General features: G+C 60.3%; 11 protein-coding genes. 10 read left to right on the forward strand and 1 reads right to left on the reverse strand.

What is annotated here, in order from left to right; genetic code table 11:
* Positions 1–94 precede the first annotated feature (94 nt).
* Positions 95–3424 carry a diguanylate cyclase gene (locus IM273_RS02025; protein ID WP_193051668.1) on the forward strand — a complete coding sequence of 1110 codons (3330 nt, stop codon included), beginning with the start codon at positions 95–97 and terminating at the stop codon, positions 3422–3424.
* Here IM273_RS02025 and alkA read toward each other — a convergent pair.
* A complete protein-coding gene (gene alkA, locus IM273_RS02030) occupies positions 3389–4261 on the reverse strand; it encodes a DNA-3-methyladenine glycosylase 2 (RefSeq protein WP_049000314.1) in 873 nt (290 codons plus the stop codon). The two genes, IM273_RS02025 and alkA, sit on opposite strands and share 36 nt — an antisense overlap.
* A gap of 130 nt (positions 4262–4391) precedes the next feature.
* On the opposite strand from alkA, the gene yegD reads away from it, so the two are divergent.
* From yegD to yegS, 9 genes are all read left to right on the forward strand, one after another.
* Positions 4392–5744 (forward strand): molecular chaperone, encoded by a 1353-nt coding sequence (yegD, locus tag IM273_RS02035; RefSeq protein ID WP_049000317.1) that lies wholly within the window; start codon positions 4392–4394, stop codon positions 5742–5744.
* Positions 5745–5903: 159 nt separating this feature from the next.
* Positions 5904–7106 (forward strand): MdtA/MuxA family multidrug efflux RND transporter periplasmic adaptor subunit, encoded by a 1203-nt coding sequence (locus tag IM273_RS02040; protein WP_041909096.1) that lies wholly within the window; start codon positions 5904–5906, stop codon positions 7104–7106.
* Positions 7106–10228, forward strand: coding sequence for an MdtB/MuxB family multidrug efflux RND transporter permease subunit (locus tag IM273_RS02045; RefSeq protein WP_193051667.1), 3123 nt, complete (start codon positions 7106–7108; stop codon positions 10226–10228). The genes IM273_RS02040 and IM273_RS02045 overlap by 1 nt, the downstream gene beginning before the upstream one ends.
* Positions 10229–13306, forward strand: a complete 3078-nt coding sequence (gene mdtC, locus IM273_RS02050) for a multidrug efflux RND transporter permease subunit MdtC (protein WP_193051666.1) — start codon at positions 10229–10231, stop codon at positions 13304–13306.
* Positions 13307–14722, forward strand: coding sequence for an MFS transporter (locus tag IM273_RS02055; protein ID WP_193051665.1), 1416 nt, complete (start codon positions 13307–13309; stop codon positions 14720–14722).
* Positions 14719–16122, forward strand: coding sequence for a two-component system sensor histidine kinase BaeS (gene baeS / locus IM273_RS02060; RefSeq protein ID WP_193051664.1), 1404 nt, complete (start codon positions 14719–14721; stop codon positions 16120–16122). Before IM273_RS02055 ends, baeS begins: the two co-directional genes overlap by 4 nt.
* The gene (baeR, locus tag IM273_RS02065; protein WP_047367938.1) at positions 16119–16841 is read left to right on the forward strand and encodes a two-component system response regulator BaeR; all 723 of its coding nucleotides are present in this window, start codon (positions 16119–16121) and stop codon (positions 16839–16841) included. The genes baeS and baeR overlap by 4 nt, the downstream gene beginning before the upstream one ends.
* A 168-nt stretch (positions 16842–17009) precedes the next feature.
* Complete coding sequence (gene yegQ, locus IM273_RS02070; RefSeq protein ID WP_008500866.1) at positions 17010–18371, forward strand: tRNA 5-hydroxyuridine modification protein YegQ; 1362 nt, start codon at positions 17010–17012, stop codon at positions 18369–18371.
* A gap of 248 nt (positions 18372–18619) precedes the next feature.
* On the forward strand, positions 18620–19519 hold the full coding sequence (yegS, locus tag IM273_RS02075) for a lipid kinase YegS (protein ID WP_193051663.1): 900 nt from the start codon (positions 18620–18622) through the stop codon (positions 19517–19519).
* The last annotated feature ends 66 nt before the right edge of the window (positions 19520–19585 follow it).

Raw genomic sequence — 19585 nt, forward strand, 5'->3', positions numbered from 1 at the left:
ATTGTAAATTGTTTGTACTAGCATAAACCAAATTATCAAATTCACTCGTGCGCACTTCTCTCCTGACGGCATGGCGTCTCTGGATAAAGCGGTAATGAATAAACAATACCAGCGGGTTTTGGTTACCACCCCACATCCTTTATTACGACTTGTCTGTCTGGGCCTGGTCACCTTTATCTTTACCTTATTTTCGCTGGAGCTTACCCGCTTCGGTACCCTGCTGGCGCCACTCTGGTTTCCTACCGCCATTATGATGGTGGCGTTTTACCGCCATGCAGGAAAAATGTGGCCCGGGATAGCCCTGGCCTGTTCATTTGGCAATATTCTGGCCTCGTGGATGGTGTTCTCCTGGGCGTCGATAAACCCCACCTACACCGCAATAAACGTTATTGAGGCCATCATCGGTGCCGTATTACTGCGCAAGCTGCTTCCGTGGTACAACCCGCTGCAAAATTTAAACGACTGGATCCGCCTGGCAATAGGCAGCGCGGTGGTGCCACCGCTGGTGGGCGGTATTCTGATGACGCTTCTGATCCCCGGCCCTGAGCCGCTGCGTAATTTCATCGTCTGGGTGCTATCTGAATCCATTGGCGCGCTGGCGCTGGTGCCGCTGGGGCTGCTGTTTAAATCCCATTACCTGCTCCGCCACCGTGACCCGAGATTGCTGCTGGAAACCCTGGTTACCATGGCCGTAACGCTGGCCCTCAGTTGGGCATCCATCACCTGGCTGCCGTGGCCCTTTACCTGCGTGATTGTCCTGCTGATGTGGAGCGCCGTGCGCTTGCCGCGGATGGAAGCGTTCATGGTGTTTCTGGTTACCGTGATGGTCGTTTCACTGATGATTGCCCATAACCCTTCGGCGCTGACCACCCAACATGCCGGGCCGATGATGAACGCGCCGTGGCTGCCGTTCCTGATGCTCCTCCTCCCCGCTAACGTGATGACCATGGTGATGTATGCCTTCCGTGCCGAACGCAAACACATCACCGAGAGCGAAGAGCGCTTTCGTAATGCAATGGAGTATTCCGCCATCGGTATGGCGTTAGTCAGCATGGAGGGCCAGTGGCTTCAGGCCAACAAGGCGCTGTGCAATTTCCTCGGTTACAGCCAGACCGAGCTACAGTCGCTCACCTTCCAGCAGCTCACCTGGCCGGAAGATTTGCATACCGACCTGGAACAGCTGGAGCAGCTGGTCAACGGCGAGATCAACACCTACACCCTTGAAAAGCGCTATTACACGCGCAACGGAGAGGTCGTCTGGGCGCTTCTGGCCGTCTCCGTCGTGCGCCATGCCGATGGCTCGCCGCTCTATTTCATCGCCCAGATTGAAGACATTAACGATCTGAAGCAGACCGAGTGGGTCAATAAGCGCCTGATGGAGCGCATTACGCTGGCCAACGAAGCGGGCGGCATCGGCATCTGGGAGTGGGATCTGGAGCCAGACATCATCAGCTGGGATAAGCGGATGTTTGAGTTGTATGAAATTCCGCCGCACATCAAGCCCACCTGGCAGCTCTGGCACGAAAGAATATTGCCTGAAGATCGCGCCCATGCGGAGCAGGTACTGCGGGATTCACTGGTTTCGCGTCTGCCGTTTAAGCTTGAATTCCGTATCCGCGTGAAGGAAGGCGTGCGCCATATACGATCCCTGGCAAACCGGGTGCTGAATAAAGAGGGTGAAGTCGAACGTTTGCTCGGCATCAATATGGACATGACCGAGGTGAAGGAGCTTAACGAAGCGCTGTTTCAGGAAAAAGAGCGCCTGCACATCACGCTCGACTCCATCGGCGAAGCGGTGCTCTGTACCGATATCGACATGAACGTCACCTTTATGAACCCGGTCGCCGAGAAGATGAGCGGCTGGCTGCAGACCGAGGCCATCGGCCAGCCGATCCTGAAGGTGTTACACATCACCTTTGGGGAACGGGGCCCGCTGATGGAGAATATTCACAGCGGCGATATGTCACGCTCCGATATCGACCAGGATGTAGTGCTGAACTGCCGCACCGGCGGATCGTTTGATATCCACTACAGCATTACGCCACTCAGTACCCTTGATGGGCACAGTATTGGCTCGGTGATCGTTATTCAGGACGTCACCGAGTCGCGCAAAATGCTGCGTCAGCTAAGCTACAGCGCGTCGCACGATGCCCTTACCCACCTGGCAAATCGGGTCAGCTTCGAAAAGCATCTCAAACGGCTTCTGCAAACCGTTCGCGAGACGCGTCAGCGTCATGCGCTGGTCTTTATCGATCTGGACCGCTTCAAAGCCGTCAATGATAGCGCAGGCCATGCGGCGGGAGATGCCCTGCTGCGGGAACTCTCTTCCATGATGTTAACCATGCTTCGCTCCAGCGACGTGCTGGCGCGCCTGGGCGGCGACGAGTTTGGGCTGCTGCTGCCGGACTGCAATATTGAGAGCGCGCGCTATATCACCGGGCGTTTGATCCATTCCATCAATGACTATCACTTTATGTGGGAAGGTCGCCTGCACCGGATTGGCGCCAGCGCAGGGATCACGCTGATTGATGAGCATAATAACCAGGCGTCAGAAGTGATGTCGCAGGCGGATATTGCCTGTTATGCCTCGAAAAACAGCGGCCGCGGCATCGTGACGGTGTACGAACCGCAGCAGGAGCGGGATCGGAGCGCGCGCAGCATGATGTCGCTGGACGAACAGTGGCATATGATCAAAGACAATCATCTGATGATGATAGCCCGCAGCGTCGCCTCCCCGCGCATACCGGAAAGCTGTAACTTCTGGCTGATTTCGCTACGCCTGTGGACCAGCCAGGGTGAAGTCCAGGAGGAGCACGCCTTCCGTTCTGGTCTGGCGGAGCCCGAACTGCTGCACGCCCTCGACAGACGTATCTTTGGTGAGTTTTTCCGCACCTCTGCCGCACAGGTCGCCCGTAAAGGGATGGGGGTAGCACTGCCGCTTTCTGCCGCCGGTTTAGCCAGCGTAACGCTGGTTGATGAACTCCTCGACCTGCTCGATAACAGCCCCATGCCGGGCCGTCTGCTGCATCTGGTTATCGCGAGCGACGTGGTGTGTAATCCGGATGAGAATCTGCAGCGAGGGCTGCAAAAGCTTCGCCAGGCGGGATGCCGGGTGATCTTCAGCCAGATAGGGCGCGACATGAACGTCTTCAGCCACCTGAGCCAGAACATGGCCGATTATCTGATGCTCGACGCCGAGGTGGTGAGCAACGTGTATGGTAATCTGATGGATGAGATGATGGTGACCATCGTTCAGGGCCACGCCCAGCGTCTGGGGATGAAAACCATCGCGGGCCCCTGCAACCAGCCCATCATGATGGATACGCTTTCTGGCATCGGCATTGATTTTATCTATGGCGACACCATCGCCGAGCCGCAGCCGCTGGATCTACTGCTCAACACCAGTTATTTCGCCATCAACTGACGGCGTCCAGCCGTCGGTATACCAGATGTGCAGCAGCGCGTAGGAGCGCCACGGCTGCCAGCGCTCGGCGTAACGACGGATCTGCGCGGGAGTCATCCCGGCGAAACGTTGCTTAATCAGATAATCATCCGGCAGGAACACATCTTTCGCCTGCCAGCCTCTCAGGGCCAGGTAATTTGCCGTCCAGCGTCCGATGCCCGGCCGCTGCTGTAGCGCCTTCATGCCCGCCTCAACGTCCTCAGGCGGCGTCAACGGAAACGTCCCGTCAACAACCGACTGCGCCAGATGAATCAGCGCCTCCGCGCGTTTTACCGGCATCCCGAGCGCCTTGAGCGCCAGCGGATCGGCAGCGGCCAGCGCTTGCGGGGAGGGAAAGCAGACATAACCCGGTGCATCCTTCACCGGCTCACCGCACAGGGCGACAACGCGGGAAGCCAGTTTCGCCGCCATCGCCACGCTGACCAACTGCCCGAGAATGGCCCGGACGCCCTGCTCGTACGCATCCATCGCCCCCGGCAGACGCAAGCCGGGGCGGGCAGCGCCGAGATCCCCCAGCGTATCCGCGATGTGCTGCGGGTTACAGGCGAGATCGAACAGGCGCGCGATGCGTTCAAGACACGTCTGCGCAACCGGAACCAACCCCGGGCTGAGCGTCACAATCAGCGTATGGGTAGCGATATCCGGCGTCACGCGAAATATCCCCTGATGGCCGTCGCAGGCAAAGCTGCGCTCGTAGTAGTCTCTCGTGACGGTTTCAATGCCCGTCACCGCACGAGCGCCGAGAAAGCCAAACATCCACTGCCAGTCGTAAGGGGGTTGCCACGTCAGGGTATACATCGCTGCTCCTTTTTTATTTTTATCAGCATAAACGGAAAGACCTTGTTTCGCCTTGCTTTCATATTCCTGTTGTCGCGATGCAGACATTTCGTTAAAGTCTCGCCCCTTCTCACCGGCATGGGGATTAATCGTGTTTATTGGTTTTGACTACGGTACGGCAAACTGCTCGGTTGCGATCATGCAAAACGGCCAACCGCAGCTTCTGAAAATGGAAAAAGAGAGCACGCTGCTGCCGTCAATGCTCTGCGCGCCAACGCGCGAAGCGGTGAGCGAGTGGCTGTTCCGCCACCATCAGGTTCCGGCTACCGCGGCGGAGACCCAGGCGCTGCTGCGTCGGGCGGTCAGCTTTAACCGCGAGGAAGACATCGACGTTACCCCTTCCAGCGTGCAGTTTGGCCTCTCCTCGCTCGGGCATTACATTGAAGACCCGGAAGAGGTCTACTTCGTTAAATCGCCAAAGTCCTTCCTCGGCGCGAGCGGCCTGAAGCCGCAGCAGGTGGCGATGTTTGAAGATCTGGTGTGCGCCATGATGCTGCATATCCGCAATCAGGCGCAGTCGCAGGTGCCGGATACTATCACCCAGGCGGTGATTGGCCGCCCGATCAACTTCCAGGGGCTGGGCGGTGACGAAGCCAACCAGCAGGCGCAGGGGATCCTTGAACGTGCGGCGCACCGGGCGGGATTCCACGACGTGGTGTTTCAGTACGAGCCGGTTGCGGCGGGGCTGGATTTTGAAGCCACGCTGACGGAAGAGAAGCGCGTGCTGGTCGTCGACATCGGGGGCGGTACAACGGACTGCTCGCTTCTGCTAATGGGACCGCAGTGGCATCACCGTCGTGACCGCGAAAACAGCCTGCTCGGGCACAGCGGCTGCCGCGTAGGCGGTAACGATCTGGATATCGCCCTGGCCTTCAAGAGCCTGATGCCGCTGCTGGGCATGGGCGGGCAAACTGAAAAAGGCATTGCCCTGCCGATCCTGCCGTGGTGGAACGCGATTGCCATCAACGACGTTCCGGCGCAGAGTGATTTTTACAGCACCGCGAACGGGCGCTTCCTCAACGATCTGGTGCGCGACGCGCAGGATGCCGAGAAGGTCGCCCTGCTCTATAAAGTCTGGCGTCAGCGCCTTAGCTACCGCGTGGTGCGAACTGCGGAGGAGTGCAAAATCGCCCTTTCCGACCGTCCTGAACAGGCGGTCTCCTTGCCGTTTATCAGCGAGGAGCTGGCCACGGCGATTTCACAGGAGGGGCTGGAGACGGCGCTTGCTCAGCCGCTGCAGCGCATTCTGGAGCAAGTCCAGCTTGCGCTGGAGAACGGCAAAGAGAAGCCGGATGTGATCTACCTGACCGGCGGTAGCGCCCGTTCACCGCTGATCAAGAAAGCGCTGGCGGAACAGCTGCCGGGCATTCCGATTGCCGGTGGGGATGACTTTGGCTCCGTTACCGCCGGTCTGGCGCGCTGGGCGCAGGTGATGTTTAGCTAGTGCGGTTGTGCCGGGTGGCGGCTTCGCCTTACCCGGCTAAAACGATCGCCACACTCAGACCATTCCTGACAGTCTTCCATATTTCCTCCATTTTTCCGCTGTGTTAGCTGACTAAACTAGTATCATTCCCCGAAGTATTCAGGATGAGAACGTATAACGATGAAAGGCAGTAACAAATCCCGCTGGGCAATCGCCGCTGGCATCATTGTGGTGGTCCTTGCCGCCGCCTGGTACTGGCACAGTCAATCTGCAAACTCCGCCGCTCCCGCTGGCGCCAGCAGTCAGGCCCAGCGCCCGGCTGGCGGCGGCCGTCACGGCATGCGCGGCGGCGCGCTGGCACCGGTTCAGGCGGCGACGGCGGTGAGCAAAGCCGTTCCGCGTTATCTGACAGGACTCGGAACCATTACCGCCGCCAACACCGCCACGGTGCGTAGCCGCGTTGACGGTCAGCTCATCGCAATCCACTTCCAGGAAGGTCAGCAGGTCAAAGCGGGCGATCTGCTGGCGGAAATCGACCCGAGCCAGTTTAAAGTCGCCCTCGCTCAGGCGCAGGGGCAGCTCGCGAAAGACAAAGCCACCCTCGCCAACGCCCGTCGCGATCTGGCGCGCTACCAGCAGCTGGTGAAAACCAATCTCGTTTCTCGTCAGGAGCTGGACACCCAGCAGTCGCTGGTCAGCGAAACGCAGGGCACCATCAAAGCCGACGAGGCCGCCGTCGCCAGCGCGCAGCTGCAGCTGGACTGGAGCCGCATCACCGCGCCGATTGACGGACGCGTGGGCCTGAAGCAGGTCGATATCGGTAACCAGATCTCCAGCGGCGACACCACGGGCATCGTGGTGATCACCCAGACCCACCCGATTGATTTAGTCTTTACCCTGCCGGAAAGCGATATCGCAACCGTCATGCAGGCGCAAAAAGCCGGTAAAGGCCTGGTGGTGGAAGCCTGGGATCGCACCAACAAGCAGAAGCTGAGCGAGGGTTCCCTGCTCAGTCTGGACAACCAGATCGATACCACCACCGGCACCATCAAGCTGAAGGCGCGCTTTAACAACCAGGACGATGCCCTCTTCCCGAACCAGTTCGTCAACGCGCGAATGCTGGTCGCTACCGAAGAGAACGCGGTAGTGATCCCCACCGCAGCGCTGCAGATGGGTAACGAAGGAAGCTTTGTCTGGGTGCTGAACAGCGACAATAAAGTGAGCAAGCATCTGGTGAAAACCGGGATTCAGGACAGCCAGACGGTGGTCATCAGCGCCGGGCTCTCCGCCGGCGACCGCGTGGTCACCGACGGCATCGACCGTCTCACCGAAGGCGCGAAAGTTGAGGTGGTTGAACCTGCGAAACAGGGAGCGACCTCCTGATGCAGGTTATGCCCCCGAGCTCTACAGGTGGGCCGTCACGCCTGTTTATCCTCCGCCCTGTCGCCACCACGCTGTTGATGGTGGCGATCCTGCTGGCCGGGATTATTGGCTACCGCTTCCTGCCCGTGTCGGCGCTGCCGGAGGTAGATTATCCAACGATTCAGGTTGTCACTCTCTATCCCGGCGCCAGCCCGGATGTCGTGACCTCCGCCATCACCGCCCCGCTGGAGCGCCAGTTTGGCCAGATGTCCGGGTTAAAACAGATGTCCTCCCAGAGTTCCGGCGGGGCATCCGTCGTGACGCTGCAGTTCCAGCTAACGCTTTCACTGGACGTCGCCGAGCAGGAAGTGCAGGCCGCCATCAACGCCGCCACCAACCTGCTGCCGTCGGACCTGCCTAACCCGCCGGTCTACAGCAAGGTGAACCCGGCGGATCCGCCGATCATGACGCTGGCCGTCACCTCCTCCGCCATGCCGATGACCCAAGTCGAAGACATGGTCGAAACTCGCGTGGCGCAGAAGATTTCTCAGGTCTCCGGCGTCGGCCTCGTCACGCTGGCGGGCGGCCAGCGCCCGGCCGTGCGCGTGAAGCTTAACGCACAGGCGATTGCCGCGCTGGGGCTGACCAGCGAAACCATCCGCACCGCCATCAGCAGTGCCAACGTCAACTCGGCGAAAGGCTCGCTGGACGGCCCGACCCGTGCGGTCACCCTCTCGGCAAACGACCAGATGCAGTCCGCCGACGAATACCGTCAGCTGATTGTGGCCTACCAGAACGGCGCGCCGATCCGCCTGGGCGACGTCGCCACCGTGGAACAAGGCGCGGAAAACAGCTGGCTCGGCGCGTGGGCGAACAAGCAGCAGGCGATCGTGATGAACGTGCAGCGCCAGCCGGGCGCCAACATCATCGAAACCGCCGACAGCATCCGCACCATGCTGCCGCAGCTGATTGAAAGCCTGCCGAAATCGGTCAGCGTAAAAGTCCTTTCCGACCGCACCACCAACATTCGTGCGTCGGTCACCGACACCCAGTTCGAGCTGATGCTGGCGATTGCGCTGGTGGTGATGATCATCTATCTGTTCCTGCGCAACGTTCCGGCAACCATTATCCCCGCCGTCGCCGTGCCGCTCTCGCTGGTCGGGACCTTTGCGGTGATGGTGTTCCTCGACTTTTCGATTAACAACCTGACGCTGATGGCGCTCACCATCGCTACCGGGTTCGTGGTGGATGACGCCATCGTCGTTATCGAGAACATCTCGCGCTATATCGAGAAAGGTGAAAAGCCGCTGGCCGCCGCGCTGAAGGGCGCAGGGGAAATCGGCTTTACCATTATCTCGCTGACCTTCTCGCTGATTGCGGTGCTGATCCCACTACTGTTTATGGGCGACATCGTCGGGCGGCTGTTCCGCGAGTTTGCCGTGACGCTGGCGGTCGCCATTCTGATCTCTGCCGTGGTGTCGCTGACCCTGACGCCGATGATGTGTGCCCGCATGCTGAGCCACGAATCCCTGCGCAAGCAAAACCGCTTCTCCCGCGCCTCCGAGCGGATGTTCGAGCAAATTATTGCCGCCTACGGTCGCGTGCTGGCGAAAGTGCTGAACCATCCGTGGGCAACACTTGGCGTGGCGCTGGGCACGCTGGCGCTCAGCTTAATGCTGTGGATTTTTATTCCGAAAGGTTTCTTCCCCATCCAGGATAACGGCATTATTCAGGGCACGCTTCAGGCTCCGCAGTCGGTCTCCTTCGCGAACATGGCGCAGCGCCAGCAGCAGGTGTCTGAAATCATCATGAAAGACCCGGCGGTGGAGAGCCTGACGTCCTACGTGGGGGTGGATGGCACCAATCCGTCGCTCAACAGCGCGCGTCTGCAGATCAACCTCAAGCCGCTGGATGAGCGCGACGACCGCGTGAACGCCGTCATCGAGCGCCTGCAAAGCGCCGTGGCCCGCGTGCCGGGCGTTGAGCTTTACCTGCAGCCGATTCAGGATTTGACCATTGATACCCAGGTCAGCCGCACGCAGTATCAGTTCACGCTCCAGGCTACGTCGCTTGATGCCCTCAGCACCTGGGTGCCGCAGCTGGTTGAAAAACTTAACACCCTGCCGCAGCTCGCCGACGTCAGCAGCGACTGGCAGGACAAGGGGCTGGCGGCGTACGTGAACGTTAACCGCGACACCGCCAGCCGTCTGGGCATCACCATGTCTGATGTGGACAACGCCCTGTACAACGCCTTCGGGCAGCGCCTGATCTCCACCATCTACACCCAGGCGAACCAGTACCGCGTGGTGCTGGAACACAACACCGAGAACACCCCCGGCCTGGCCGCGCTGGACTCGGTGCGCCTGACCAGCAAAGACGGCGGCATTGTGCCGCTGAGCGCCATCGCCACGGTGGAGGAGCGCTATACCCCGCTGTCGATTAACCACCTGGATCAGTTCCCGTCCACCACCATTTCCTTCAACGTGCCGGACGGTTACTCGCTGGGCGAGGCGGTGGAAGCCATCCAGGCTGCTGAAAAAGCGCTTAGCTTCCCGTCCGACATTCAGACCCAGTTCCAGGGCAGCACGCTGGCGTTCCAGGCCGCGCTGGGCAACACCGTCTGGCTGATCGTCGCGGCGGTCGTGGCGATGTACATCGTACTTGGCGTGCTGTACGAAAGTTTTATCCACCCGATCACCATCCTCTCTACCCTGCCAACGGCAGGCGTGGGGGCGCTGCTGGCATTGATGCTGGCGGGCAGCGAGCTGGACGTTATTGCCATCATCGGCATCATCCTGCTTATCGGGATCGTGAAGAAAAACGCCATCATGATGATCGACTTTGCGCTGGCCGCCGAGCGCGAGCAGGGCATGTCGCCGCGCGATGCCATCTTCCAGGCCTGCCTGCTGCGTTTCCGCCCGATCCTGATGACCACGCTGGCCGCCCTATTGGGGGCGCTGCCGCTGATGCTCAGCACCGGCGTCGGCGCGGAGCTGCGCCGCCCGCTGGGTATCGGTATGGTCGGGGGCCTGCTGGTGAGTCAGGTGCTGACGCTCTTCACCACGCCGGTGATCTATCTGCTGTTTGACCGCCTGGCGCTGTGGACCAAAAGCCGTTTCCCGAAACGTGAAGAGGAGGCGTAAGTGAAGTTTTTCGCCCTCTTCATTTACCGTCCGGTGGCGACGATTTTACTCTCCGTCGCCATTACCCTGTGCGGCGTGCTGGGCTTCCGGCTGCTGCCAGTTGCCCCCCTGCCGCAGGTGGATTTCCCGGTGATCATGGTCAGCGCCTCGCTGCCGGGTGCGTCACCGGAGACCATGGCCTCGTCCGTTGCCACGCCGCTGGAGCGTTCTCTTGGGCGGATTGCGGGGGTCAACGAGATGACCTCCAGCAGCTCGCTGGGCAGCACGCGCATCATTCTGGAATTCAGCTTCGACCGGGATATTAACGGTGCCGCCCGTGACGTGCAGGCGGCCATCAACGCCGCGCAAAGCCTTCTGCCGAGCGGGATGCCGAGCCGTCCTACCTACCGCAAGGCCAATCCGTCCGACGCGCCAATCATGATCCTGACGCTGACCTCGGACACCTATTCTCAGGGGCAACTCTACGACTTTGCGTCGACCCAGCTGGCGCAGACGATCTCACAAATCAACGGCGTGGGTGACGTGAGCGTTGGCGGCAGTTCTCTGCCCGCCGTGCGCGTGGGCCTGAACCCGCAGGCGCTGTTCAATCAGGGCGTGTCGCTGGACGACGTGCGCTCCGCCATCAGCAGCGCCAACGTGCGTAAACCGCAGGGGGCGATTGAGGACGGCAGCCACCGCTGGCAGATCCACACTAACGACGAGCTAAAAACCGCCGCGGAATACCAGCCGCTGATTATTCACTACAACAACGGCGCGGCGGTACGCCTGAGCGACGTCGCCAGCGTCACCGACTCGGTGCAGGACGTGCGCAACGCCGGGATGACCAACGCTAAACCGGCCATCCTGCTGATGATCCGCAAGCTGCCGGAGGCGAACATTATTGAGACGGTGAACAGCATTCGCGCCCGTCTCCCGGAGCTGCAGGAGACCATCCCGGCAGCAATCGATCTGCAGATTGCCCAGGATCGCTCCCCGACCATCCGCGCCTCGCTTGAAGAGGTGGAGCAAACGCTGATTATCTCCGTCGCGCTGGTGATCCTGGTGGTGTTCCTGTTCCTGCGCTCCGGCCGCGCGACGCTGATCCCGGCGGTGGCCGTGCCGGTGTCGCTGATTGGGACCTTTGCCGCCATGTACCTGTGCGGCTTTAGCCTTAACAACCTGTCGCTGATGGCCCTGACGATTGCGACGGGCTTCGTAGTGGATGACGCCATCGTGGTGCTGGAGAACATTTCCCGCCACCTTGAAGCGGGCGTGAAACCGCTGCAGGCCGCGCTGCAGGGCACGCGCGAGGTGGGCTTTACGGTACTTTCCATGAGCCTGTCGCTGGTGACGGTATTCCTGCCACTGCTGCTGATGGGCGGGCTGCCGGGCAGGCTGCTGCGGGAGTTTGCCGTCACGCTCTCGGTCGCCATCGGGATTTCGCTGGTGATTTCCCTGACGCTGACGCCGATGATGTGCGGCTGGATGCTCAAGCGCAGCAAGCCTCACTCGCAGCCGCGCCGCAAAGGCTTTGGTCGTTTTCTGATGGCGATGCAGGAAGGCTACGGCAAATCGCTGAAGTGGGTGCTGAACCATACGCGGCTGGTCGGCCTGGTGCTGATCGCCACTATTGGGCTCAACGTCTGGATGTACATCACCATCCCGAAAACCTTTTTCCCGGAGCAGGACACCGGCGTGCTGATGGGCGGCATTCAGGCGGACCAGAGCATTTCCTTCCAGGCAATGCGCGGCAAGCTGCAGGACTTTATGAAGATCATTCGTGAGGATCCGGCTGTAGACAACGTCACTGGCTTTACCGGCGGCTCGCGCGTTAACAGCGGGATGATGTTCATTACCCTTAAGCCGCGCGGCGAGCGCAACGAAACCGCCCAGCAGGTGATTGACCGCCTGCGTGTGAAGCTCGCCAAAGAGCCGGGCGCAAACCTGTTTTTGATGGCCGTTCAGGATATCCGCGTCGGCGGGCGGCAGGCGAACGCCAGCTACCAGTACACGTTGCTCTCGGATGATTTAGCCGCCCTGCGCGAGTGGGAGCCGAAGATCCGTAAGGCGCTGGCCGCCCTGCCGGAGCTGGCGGACGTGAACTCCGATCAGCAGGACAACGGCGCGGAGATGGCGCTCACCTACGACCGCGAAACCATGTCGCGGCTGGGCATCAACGTTGAAGCCGCCAACAGCCTGCTGAACAACGCCTTCGGTCAGCGGGAGATCTCCACCATCTATCAGCCGATGAACCAGTATAAGGTGGTGATGGAGGTCGACCCGCGCTACACCCAGGACATCAGCGCGCTGGATAAAATGTTTGTGATTAACAGCGACGGCAAGGCGATACCGCTCTCGTACTTTGCCAGCTGGCGACCAGCCAACGCGCCGCTGTCGGTGAACCATCAGGGGCTGTCGGCGGCGTCGACCATCTCCTTTAACCTGCCCGCCGGTTCATCGCTTTCCGAGGCCAGCGACGCGATCAACCGCGCGATGACGCAGCTCGGCGTACCGTCCACCGTGCGCGGCAGCTTTGCTGGGACCGCGCAGGTGTTCCAGGAGACGATGAACTCACAGGTGATTTTGATCCTGGCGGCCATTGCCACGGTCTATATTGTGCTGGGCGTGCTGTATGAAAGCTACGTGCACCCGCTGACCATCCTCTCGACGCTGCCGTCGGCGGGCGTGGGGGCGCTGCTGGCGCTGGAGCTGTTCGGCGCGCCGTTCAGCCTTATCGCGCTCATCGGGATCATGCTGCTGATCGGCATCGTGAAGAAAAACGCCATCATGATGGTGGACTTCGCGCTGGATGCCCAGCGCAACGGCAACCTCTCGCCGGAAGAGGCGATCTTCCAGGCCTGTCTACTGCGTTTTCGTCCGATCATGATGACCACCCTGGCGGCGCTGTTTGGCGCACTGCCGCTGGTTATCTCGGGCGGCGACGGCTCAGAGCTGCGCCAGCCGCTGGGGATCACCATCGTCGGCGGCCTGGTGATGAGCCAACTGCTGACGCTGTATACCACGCCGGTGGTCTATCTGTTCTTCGACCGCCTGCGGCTGCGCTTTTCGCGTAAAAACAGAGAAACGGTAAACGGGTAAATGACTGAGCTTCCCAGCAACGTTCGCTGGCAATTGTGGATAGTCGCCTTCGGCTTCTTTATGCAGTCGCTGGATACGACCATCGTCAACACCGCCCTCCCCTCGATGGCGAAAAGCCTGGGGGAGAGCCCGCTGCATATGCATATGGTGATTGTCGCCTACGTGCTGACGGTTGCGGTGATGCTGCCTGCCAGCGGCTGGCTGGCAGACAAAGTGGGCGTGCGAAATATCTTCTTTACCGCCATCGTGCTGTTTACCGCTGGCTCGCTGTTTTGCGCCCAGGCCAGCACCCTCGACCAGCTGGTGACGGCGCGCGTGCTGCAGGGCGTCGGCGGGGCGATGATGGTGCCCGTCGGGCGGTTAACGGTGATGAAGATTGTGCCACGCGAGCAGTACATGGCGGCGATGACCTTCGTCACCCTGCCCGGCCAGGTGGGGCCGCTGCTGGGCCCGGCGCTGGGCGGGATGCTGGTGGAGTATGCCTCCTGGCACTGGATCTTCTTGATCAATCTGCCGGTGGGCATCATCGGCGCCATCGCCACCCTGACGCTGATGCCGAACTACAAAATGCAGACCCGACGCTTTGATTTCTTCGGCTTTATTCTGCTGGCGGCGGGCATGGCCACGCTCACCCTGGCGCTCGACGGGCAAAAGGGGCTGGGGATCTCCGCCCTGACGCTCGGGGTGCTGGTGGTTATCGGCATCACCGCCATTCTGTGGTATCTGTGGCATGCTCGCGGGAATGACCAGGCGCTGTTCAGCCTGAATCTGTTTAAAAACTCTACCTACCGCCTTGGCCTGTTCGGCAGCTTCGCCGGACGTATCGGCAGCGGCATGCTGCCGTTTATGACGCCCGTGTTTCTGCAAATTGGCATGGGGTTTTCGCCGTTCCACGCGGGCCTGATGATGATCCCGATGGTGCTCGGCAGCATGGGGATGAAGCGCATCGTGGTGCAGGTGGTGAACCGCTTTGGCTACCGTCACGTGCTGGTGGCCGCCACGCTGGGGCTGTCGCTGGTCAGCCTGCTGTTTATGACCGTGGCGCTGATGGGCTGGTACTACGTCCTGCCGCTGGTGCTGTTCTGCCAGGGGATGATCAACTCCATGCGCTTCTCGTCGATGAATACCCTGACGCTGAAAGACCTGCCGGACGATCTGGCGAGCAGCGGCAACAGCCTGCTGTCGATGATCATGCAGCTCTCCATGAGCGTGGGCGTGACTATCGCGGGGTTACTGCTCGGCATGTACGGCCAGCACCACCTCAGCGTCGACACGCCGGTGGCGCATCAGGTCTTTTTGTATACCTATCTCAGCATGGCGGTGATTATCGCCCTGCCCGCTTTCATCTTCGCCAGAGTGCCGGATGATACCAGCAAGAACGTCGTGATTAGGCGCGGCAAAAGGAGTGGCTCATGAAATTCTGGCGTCCGGGTATTACCGGCAAGCTCTTCGTGGCGATTTTTGCCACCTGTATCGTCCTGCTGATCACCATGCACTGGGCGGTGCGGATCAGCTTTGAGCGCGGTTTTATTGATTACATTAAGCATGGCAACGAGCAGCGCCTGCAGGGCTTAAGCGATGCGCTGAGTGAACAGTACGCCCAGCACGGCAACTGGCGCTTTCTGCGCAACAATGACCGCTTTATTTTCCAGATCCTGCGCTCGCTGGAGCACGACACCGGTGACGATCGCCCGGGGCCGGGCATGCCGCCGCACGGCTGGCGCACCCAGTTCTGGGTAATCGATCAGGATATGCGCACGCTGGTTGGGCCGCGCGCCCCGATACCGCCGGACGGCACCCGCCGGGCGATTAAGGTGAATAACGCGACCGTCGGCTGGGTTATCGCCTCACCGGTGGAGCGCCTGACGCGCAACACCGATATCAACTTTGACCGCCAGCAGCGCCGGACCAGCTGGCTGATCGTCGCTCTCTCCACCCTGCTCGCCGCGCTCGCCACCTTCCCGCTGGCGCGCGGTCTGCTCGCGCCGGTGAAACGGCTGGTGGAAGGCACGCACAAGCTGGCCGCCGGGGATTTCACCACCCGCGTCGACACCCGCAGCCAGGACGAACTGGGCAAGCTGGCGCAGGACTTTAACCAGCTCGCCAGCACGCTGGAGAAAAACCAGCAGATGCGCCGCGACTTTATGGCCGATATTTCCCACGAGCTGCGCACCCCGCTGGCGGTGCTGCGCGGCGAGCTGGAGGCGATTCAGGACGGCGTACGCCAGTTTACGCCCGAATCGGTTGCCTCTCTGCAGGCGGAGGTGGGTACGCTCACCAAGCTGGTGGACGATCTCCACCAGCTTTCCATGTCCGACGAAGGCGCGCTGGCCTACCAGAAGGCGCCCGTCGATGTCATTAACGTGCTGGAGGTGGCGAGCGGTGCCTTCCGCGAGCGCTTTGCCAGTCGCAACCTGAAAATCGACCTCTCCCTGCCGGACAGCGCGGTGGTGTTTGGCGACAAAGACCGGCTGATGCAGCTGTTCAACAACCTGCTGGAGAACAGCCTGCGCTACACCGACAGCGGTGGCGGGCTGCATATCTCCGGCAGGCAGGACAACGGGCGCTTCGCCCTCACCTTCGCGGATTCCGCCCCCGGCGTGCAGGACGCGCAGCTGGAAAAATTGTTCGAGCGCTTTTACCGCACCGAAGGCTCCCGCAACCGCGCCAGCGGCGGTTCCGGCCTGGGGCTGGCGATTTGCGTTAACATCGTCGAGGCGCATAATGGCACCATTCGCGCCGCCCATTCGCCTTTTGGCGGGGTTAGCATTACAGTAGAGTTACCTCTGGAACGGAATTTATCGAGAGAAGTATGACCGAGTTACCGATTGACGAAAACACGCCGCGCATTTTGATCGTCGAAGACGAACCCAAGCTGGGACAGCTGCTGATCGACTATTTACGCGCGGCCAGCTATGCCCCGTCACTGATCAGCCACGGCGACCAGGTGCTGCCGTACGTGCGCCAGACTCCGCCGGATCTTATCCTGCTGGATTTAATGCTGCCTGGCGTTGATGGCCTGACCCTGTGCCGGGAAATTCGTCGCTTCTCCGACGTGCCGATCGTCATGGTTACCGCCAAAATCGAAGAGATTGACCGTCTGCTGGGGCTCGAAATCGGCGCGGACGACTACATCTGCAAGCCCTACAGCCCGCGTGAGGTGGTGGCCCGCGTGAAAACCATTCTGCGCCGCTGCAGGCCGAAGCGCGAGCTTCAGATGCTGGACGCCGAAAGCCCGCTGATTGTGGATGAGAGCCGCTTCCAGGCGAGCTGGCGCAGCAAGCTGCTGGACCTCACCCCTGCGGAGTTCCGCCTGCTGAAAACCCTCTCCCACGAGCCGGGAAAAGTCTTCTCACGCGAACAGCTGCTGAACCACCTGTACGACGATTACCGCGTGGTGACCGATCGTACCATCGACAGCCACATCAAAAACCTGCGCCGCAAGCTGGAGGCGCTGGACGCCGAGCAGTCATTTATTCGCGCGGTGTACGGCGTGGGGTATCGCTGGGAAGCGGATGCGTGCAGGATTGCCTAGTTAGCCGCTGGTTAATCCAGGCCGGGTAAAGCGAAGCCGCCACCCGGCACAATAACTTTACCTCCCTGCCCCGCAGCGCTACAATGCCCGCCCTTAAAGTGGGGGATCTCCCCTTACCGCTGCACCTGGTGCATGCGGATCTGACCTGTCATCAGAACGAGAACAAACATGTTTAAACCGGAACTCCTTTCCCCGGCGGGAACGCTGCAAAATATGCGTTACGCTTTCGCCTATGGCGCCGACGCCGTGTATGCGGGCCAGCCGCGCTACTCGCTGCGCGTGCGTAATAACGAATTCAACCACGAGAACCTGCAGCTCGGCATCAACGAGGCGCATGCTCTGGGTAAAAAATTCTACGTGGTGGTCAACATCGCGCCGCACAACGCCAAGCTGAAAACGTTCATCCGCGACCTGAAGCCGGTGGTGGATATGGGGCCGGACGCGCTGATCATGTCGGACCCGGGTTTAATCATGCTGGTTCGGGAGAACTTCCCGGAGATGGATATTCACCTCTCCGTACAGGCTAACGCCGTCAACTGGGCGACGGTGAAATTCTGGAAGCAGATGGGGCTGACCCGCGTCATTCTGTCCCGCGAGCTTTCGCTGGAAGAGATCGAAGAGATCCGCACTCAGGTGCCGGACATGGAAATTGAAATCTTCGTTCACGGCGCGCTGTGCATGGCCTACTCCGGCCGCTGCCTGCTCTCTGGCTATATCAACAAGCGCGACCCGAACCAGGGCACCTGCACCAACGCCTGCCGCTGGGAATATAACGTCCAGGAAGGCAAAGAGGACGATATCGGCAACATCGTCCACAAGCATGAGCCGATTCCGGTGACGAACGTTGAGCCGACGCTGGGCATCGGCGCGCCAACCGACAGCGTGTTTATGATTGAAGAAGCCAAGCGTCCGGGCGAGTACATGACCGCCTTTGAAGACGAGCACGGCACCTACATCATGAACTCAAAAGATCTTCGCGCCATCGCCCACGTTGAGCGCCTGACGCAGATGGGCGTGCACTCCCTGAAGATCGAAGGCCGCACCAAATCCTATTACTATTGCGCGCGTACCGCACAGGTGTACCGCAAAGCCATCGACGATGCGGCGGCCGGTAAACCGTTCGATACCAGCCTGCTGGAAACGCTGGAAGGCCTGGCGCACCGCGGCTATACCGAAGGCTTCCTGCGCCGCCATACCCACGACGACTACCAGAACTACGAGCACGGCTACTCCGTTTCCGAGCGCCAGCAGTTTGTCGGCGACTTCACCGGCGAGCGCAAAGGCGCGCTGGCGGCCGTGGCGGTGAAAAACAAGTTCACCAAAGGCGACAGCCTGGAGCTGATGACCCCGCAGGGCAACATGAACTTCACGCTGGAGCATCTGGAAAACGGCAAAGGCGAAGCGATTGAGGTTGCGCCGGGCGACGGGCATACCGTCTGGCTGCCGGTTCCGGAAGAGGTGGAGCTGAAGTTCGCGCTGCTGATGCGTAACTTCAACGGTGAAAGCACACGTAATCCACACGGCAAATAGTCAATCAGGGAAATTTTTTCGCGCTGGGATAATTCTTAGAATCGGATCACATACCGCTTCGTTCAATACGGGTATTATCCCCCCGCTGAAAAACATAACCCATAAATGCTAGCTGTACCAGGAACCACCTCCTTAGCCTGCGTAATCTCCCTTACGCGGGCTTATTTTTTGTCTTTCATCCTGTTCTTACCCGCTTTTTTCCTCTCTGCTATACACTCTTACTAACGCTAAAAAAGGGAGCAGCGAGGATGGCAACCTATCCAGACAGTTTATTGATTCTCAATGGCAAAAGTGCAGGCAACGATCCGTTGCGTCAGGCGATTATGGGTTTGCGTGACGACGGCGCACGTATCCACGTGCGCGTGACGTGGGAAAAAGGCGACGCGGCACGCTATATCAACGAAGGCTTAGCGTTAGGTATCAGCACTATCATTTCCGGCGGCGGCGACGGCACCATCAATGAGATCGCCTCTGCGCTTATCGACCAGCCACCGGCAGATCGCCCGGTGATGGGCATATTACCGCTCGGCACCGCCAATGATTTTGCCACCAGCGCCGGGATCCCGGAAGATTTAGAGAAGGCGCTTCAGCTGGCGATCCTCGGCAAAGCCACCGCCGTGGATATCGCCCAGGTGAATGACAAAACCTGCTTTATCAATATGGCGACGGGTGGATTCGGCACGCGCATTACCAGCGAAACGCCGGAAAAACTGAAGGCGGCGCTGGGCGGCGTGTCGTACCTGATCCACGGATTGATGCGTATGGACACCCTCAAGCCGGACCGATGCGAAATTCGCGGTGAGGATTTTCAGTGGCAGGGTGACGCGCTGGTAATTGGGATTGGCAACGGACGTCAGGCAGGCGGCGGACAGCAGCTCTGCCCGGAGGCGCTGATTAACGATGGTCAGCTACAGCTGCGCATTTTCACCGGCGACGGTCTGCTGCCCGCGCTGTTTACGACGCTGACGCAGCCGGAAGAGAGCCCGAATATCATTGACGGTAAATCGGCGTGGTTCGAGGTGAATGCTCCGCACGGGATGACGTTTAACCTCGACGGAGAGCCGCTTAGCGGGACGCATTTCCGCATTGAGGTATTACCCGGCGCGCTGCAGTGCAGGCTGCCGCCGGACTGTGTGCTTTTGCGCTGATGTTTCACACGGTGCGCGATGATGCCCTCACCCCAACCCTCTCCCACAGGGCTGAGGGTTCCCCAG

This window comes from Enterobacter cloacae complex sp. P13B, assembly GCF_014895915.1.
Taxonomy (GTDB): domain Bacteria; phylum Pseudomonadota; class Gammaproteobacteria; order Enterobacterales; family Enterobacteriaceae; genus Enterobacter; species Enterobacter bugandensis.

Bases quoted from the DNA above. Each gene is read 5' to 3' on its own strand.
- yegS (WP_193051663.1), top strand. From the start codon at position 18,620: ATGGCAACCTATCCAGACAGTTTATTGATTCTCAATGGCAAAAGTGCA.
- IM273_RS02045 (WP_193051667.1), top strand. From the start codon at position 7,106: ATGCAGGTTATGCCCCCGAGCTCTACAGGTGGGCCGTCACGCCTGTTT.
- IM273_RS02025 (WP_193051668.1), top strand. From the start codon at position 95: ATGAATAAACAATACCAGCGGGTTTTGGTTACCACCCCACATCCTTTA.
- yegQ (WP_008500866.1), top strand. From the start codon at position 17,010: ATGTTTAAACCGGAACTCCTTTCCCCGGCGGGAACGCTGCAAAATATG.
- alkA (WP_049000314.1), bottom strand. From the start codon at position 4,261: ATGTATACCCTGACGTGGCAACCCCCTTACGACTGGCAGTGGATGTTT.
- IM273_RS02040 (WP_041909096.1), top strand. From the start codon at position 5,904: ATGAAAGGCAGTAACAAATCCCGCTGGGCAATCGCCGCTGGCATCATT.
- IM273_RS02055 (WP_193051665.1), top strand. From the start codon at position 13,307: ATGACTGAGCTTCCCAGCAACGTTCGCTGGCAATTGTGGATAGTCGCC.
- baeR (WP_047367938.1), top strand. From the start codon at position 16,119: ATGACCGAGTTACCGATTGACGAAAACACGCCGCGCATTTTGATCGTC.
- baeS (WP_193051664.1), top strand. From the start codon at position 14,719: ATGAAATTCTGGCGTCCGGGTATTACCGGCAAGCTCTTCGTGGCGATT.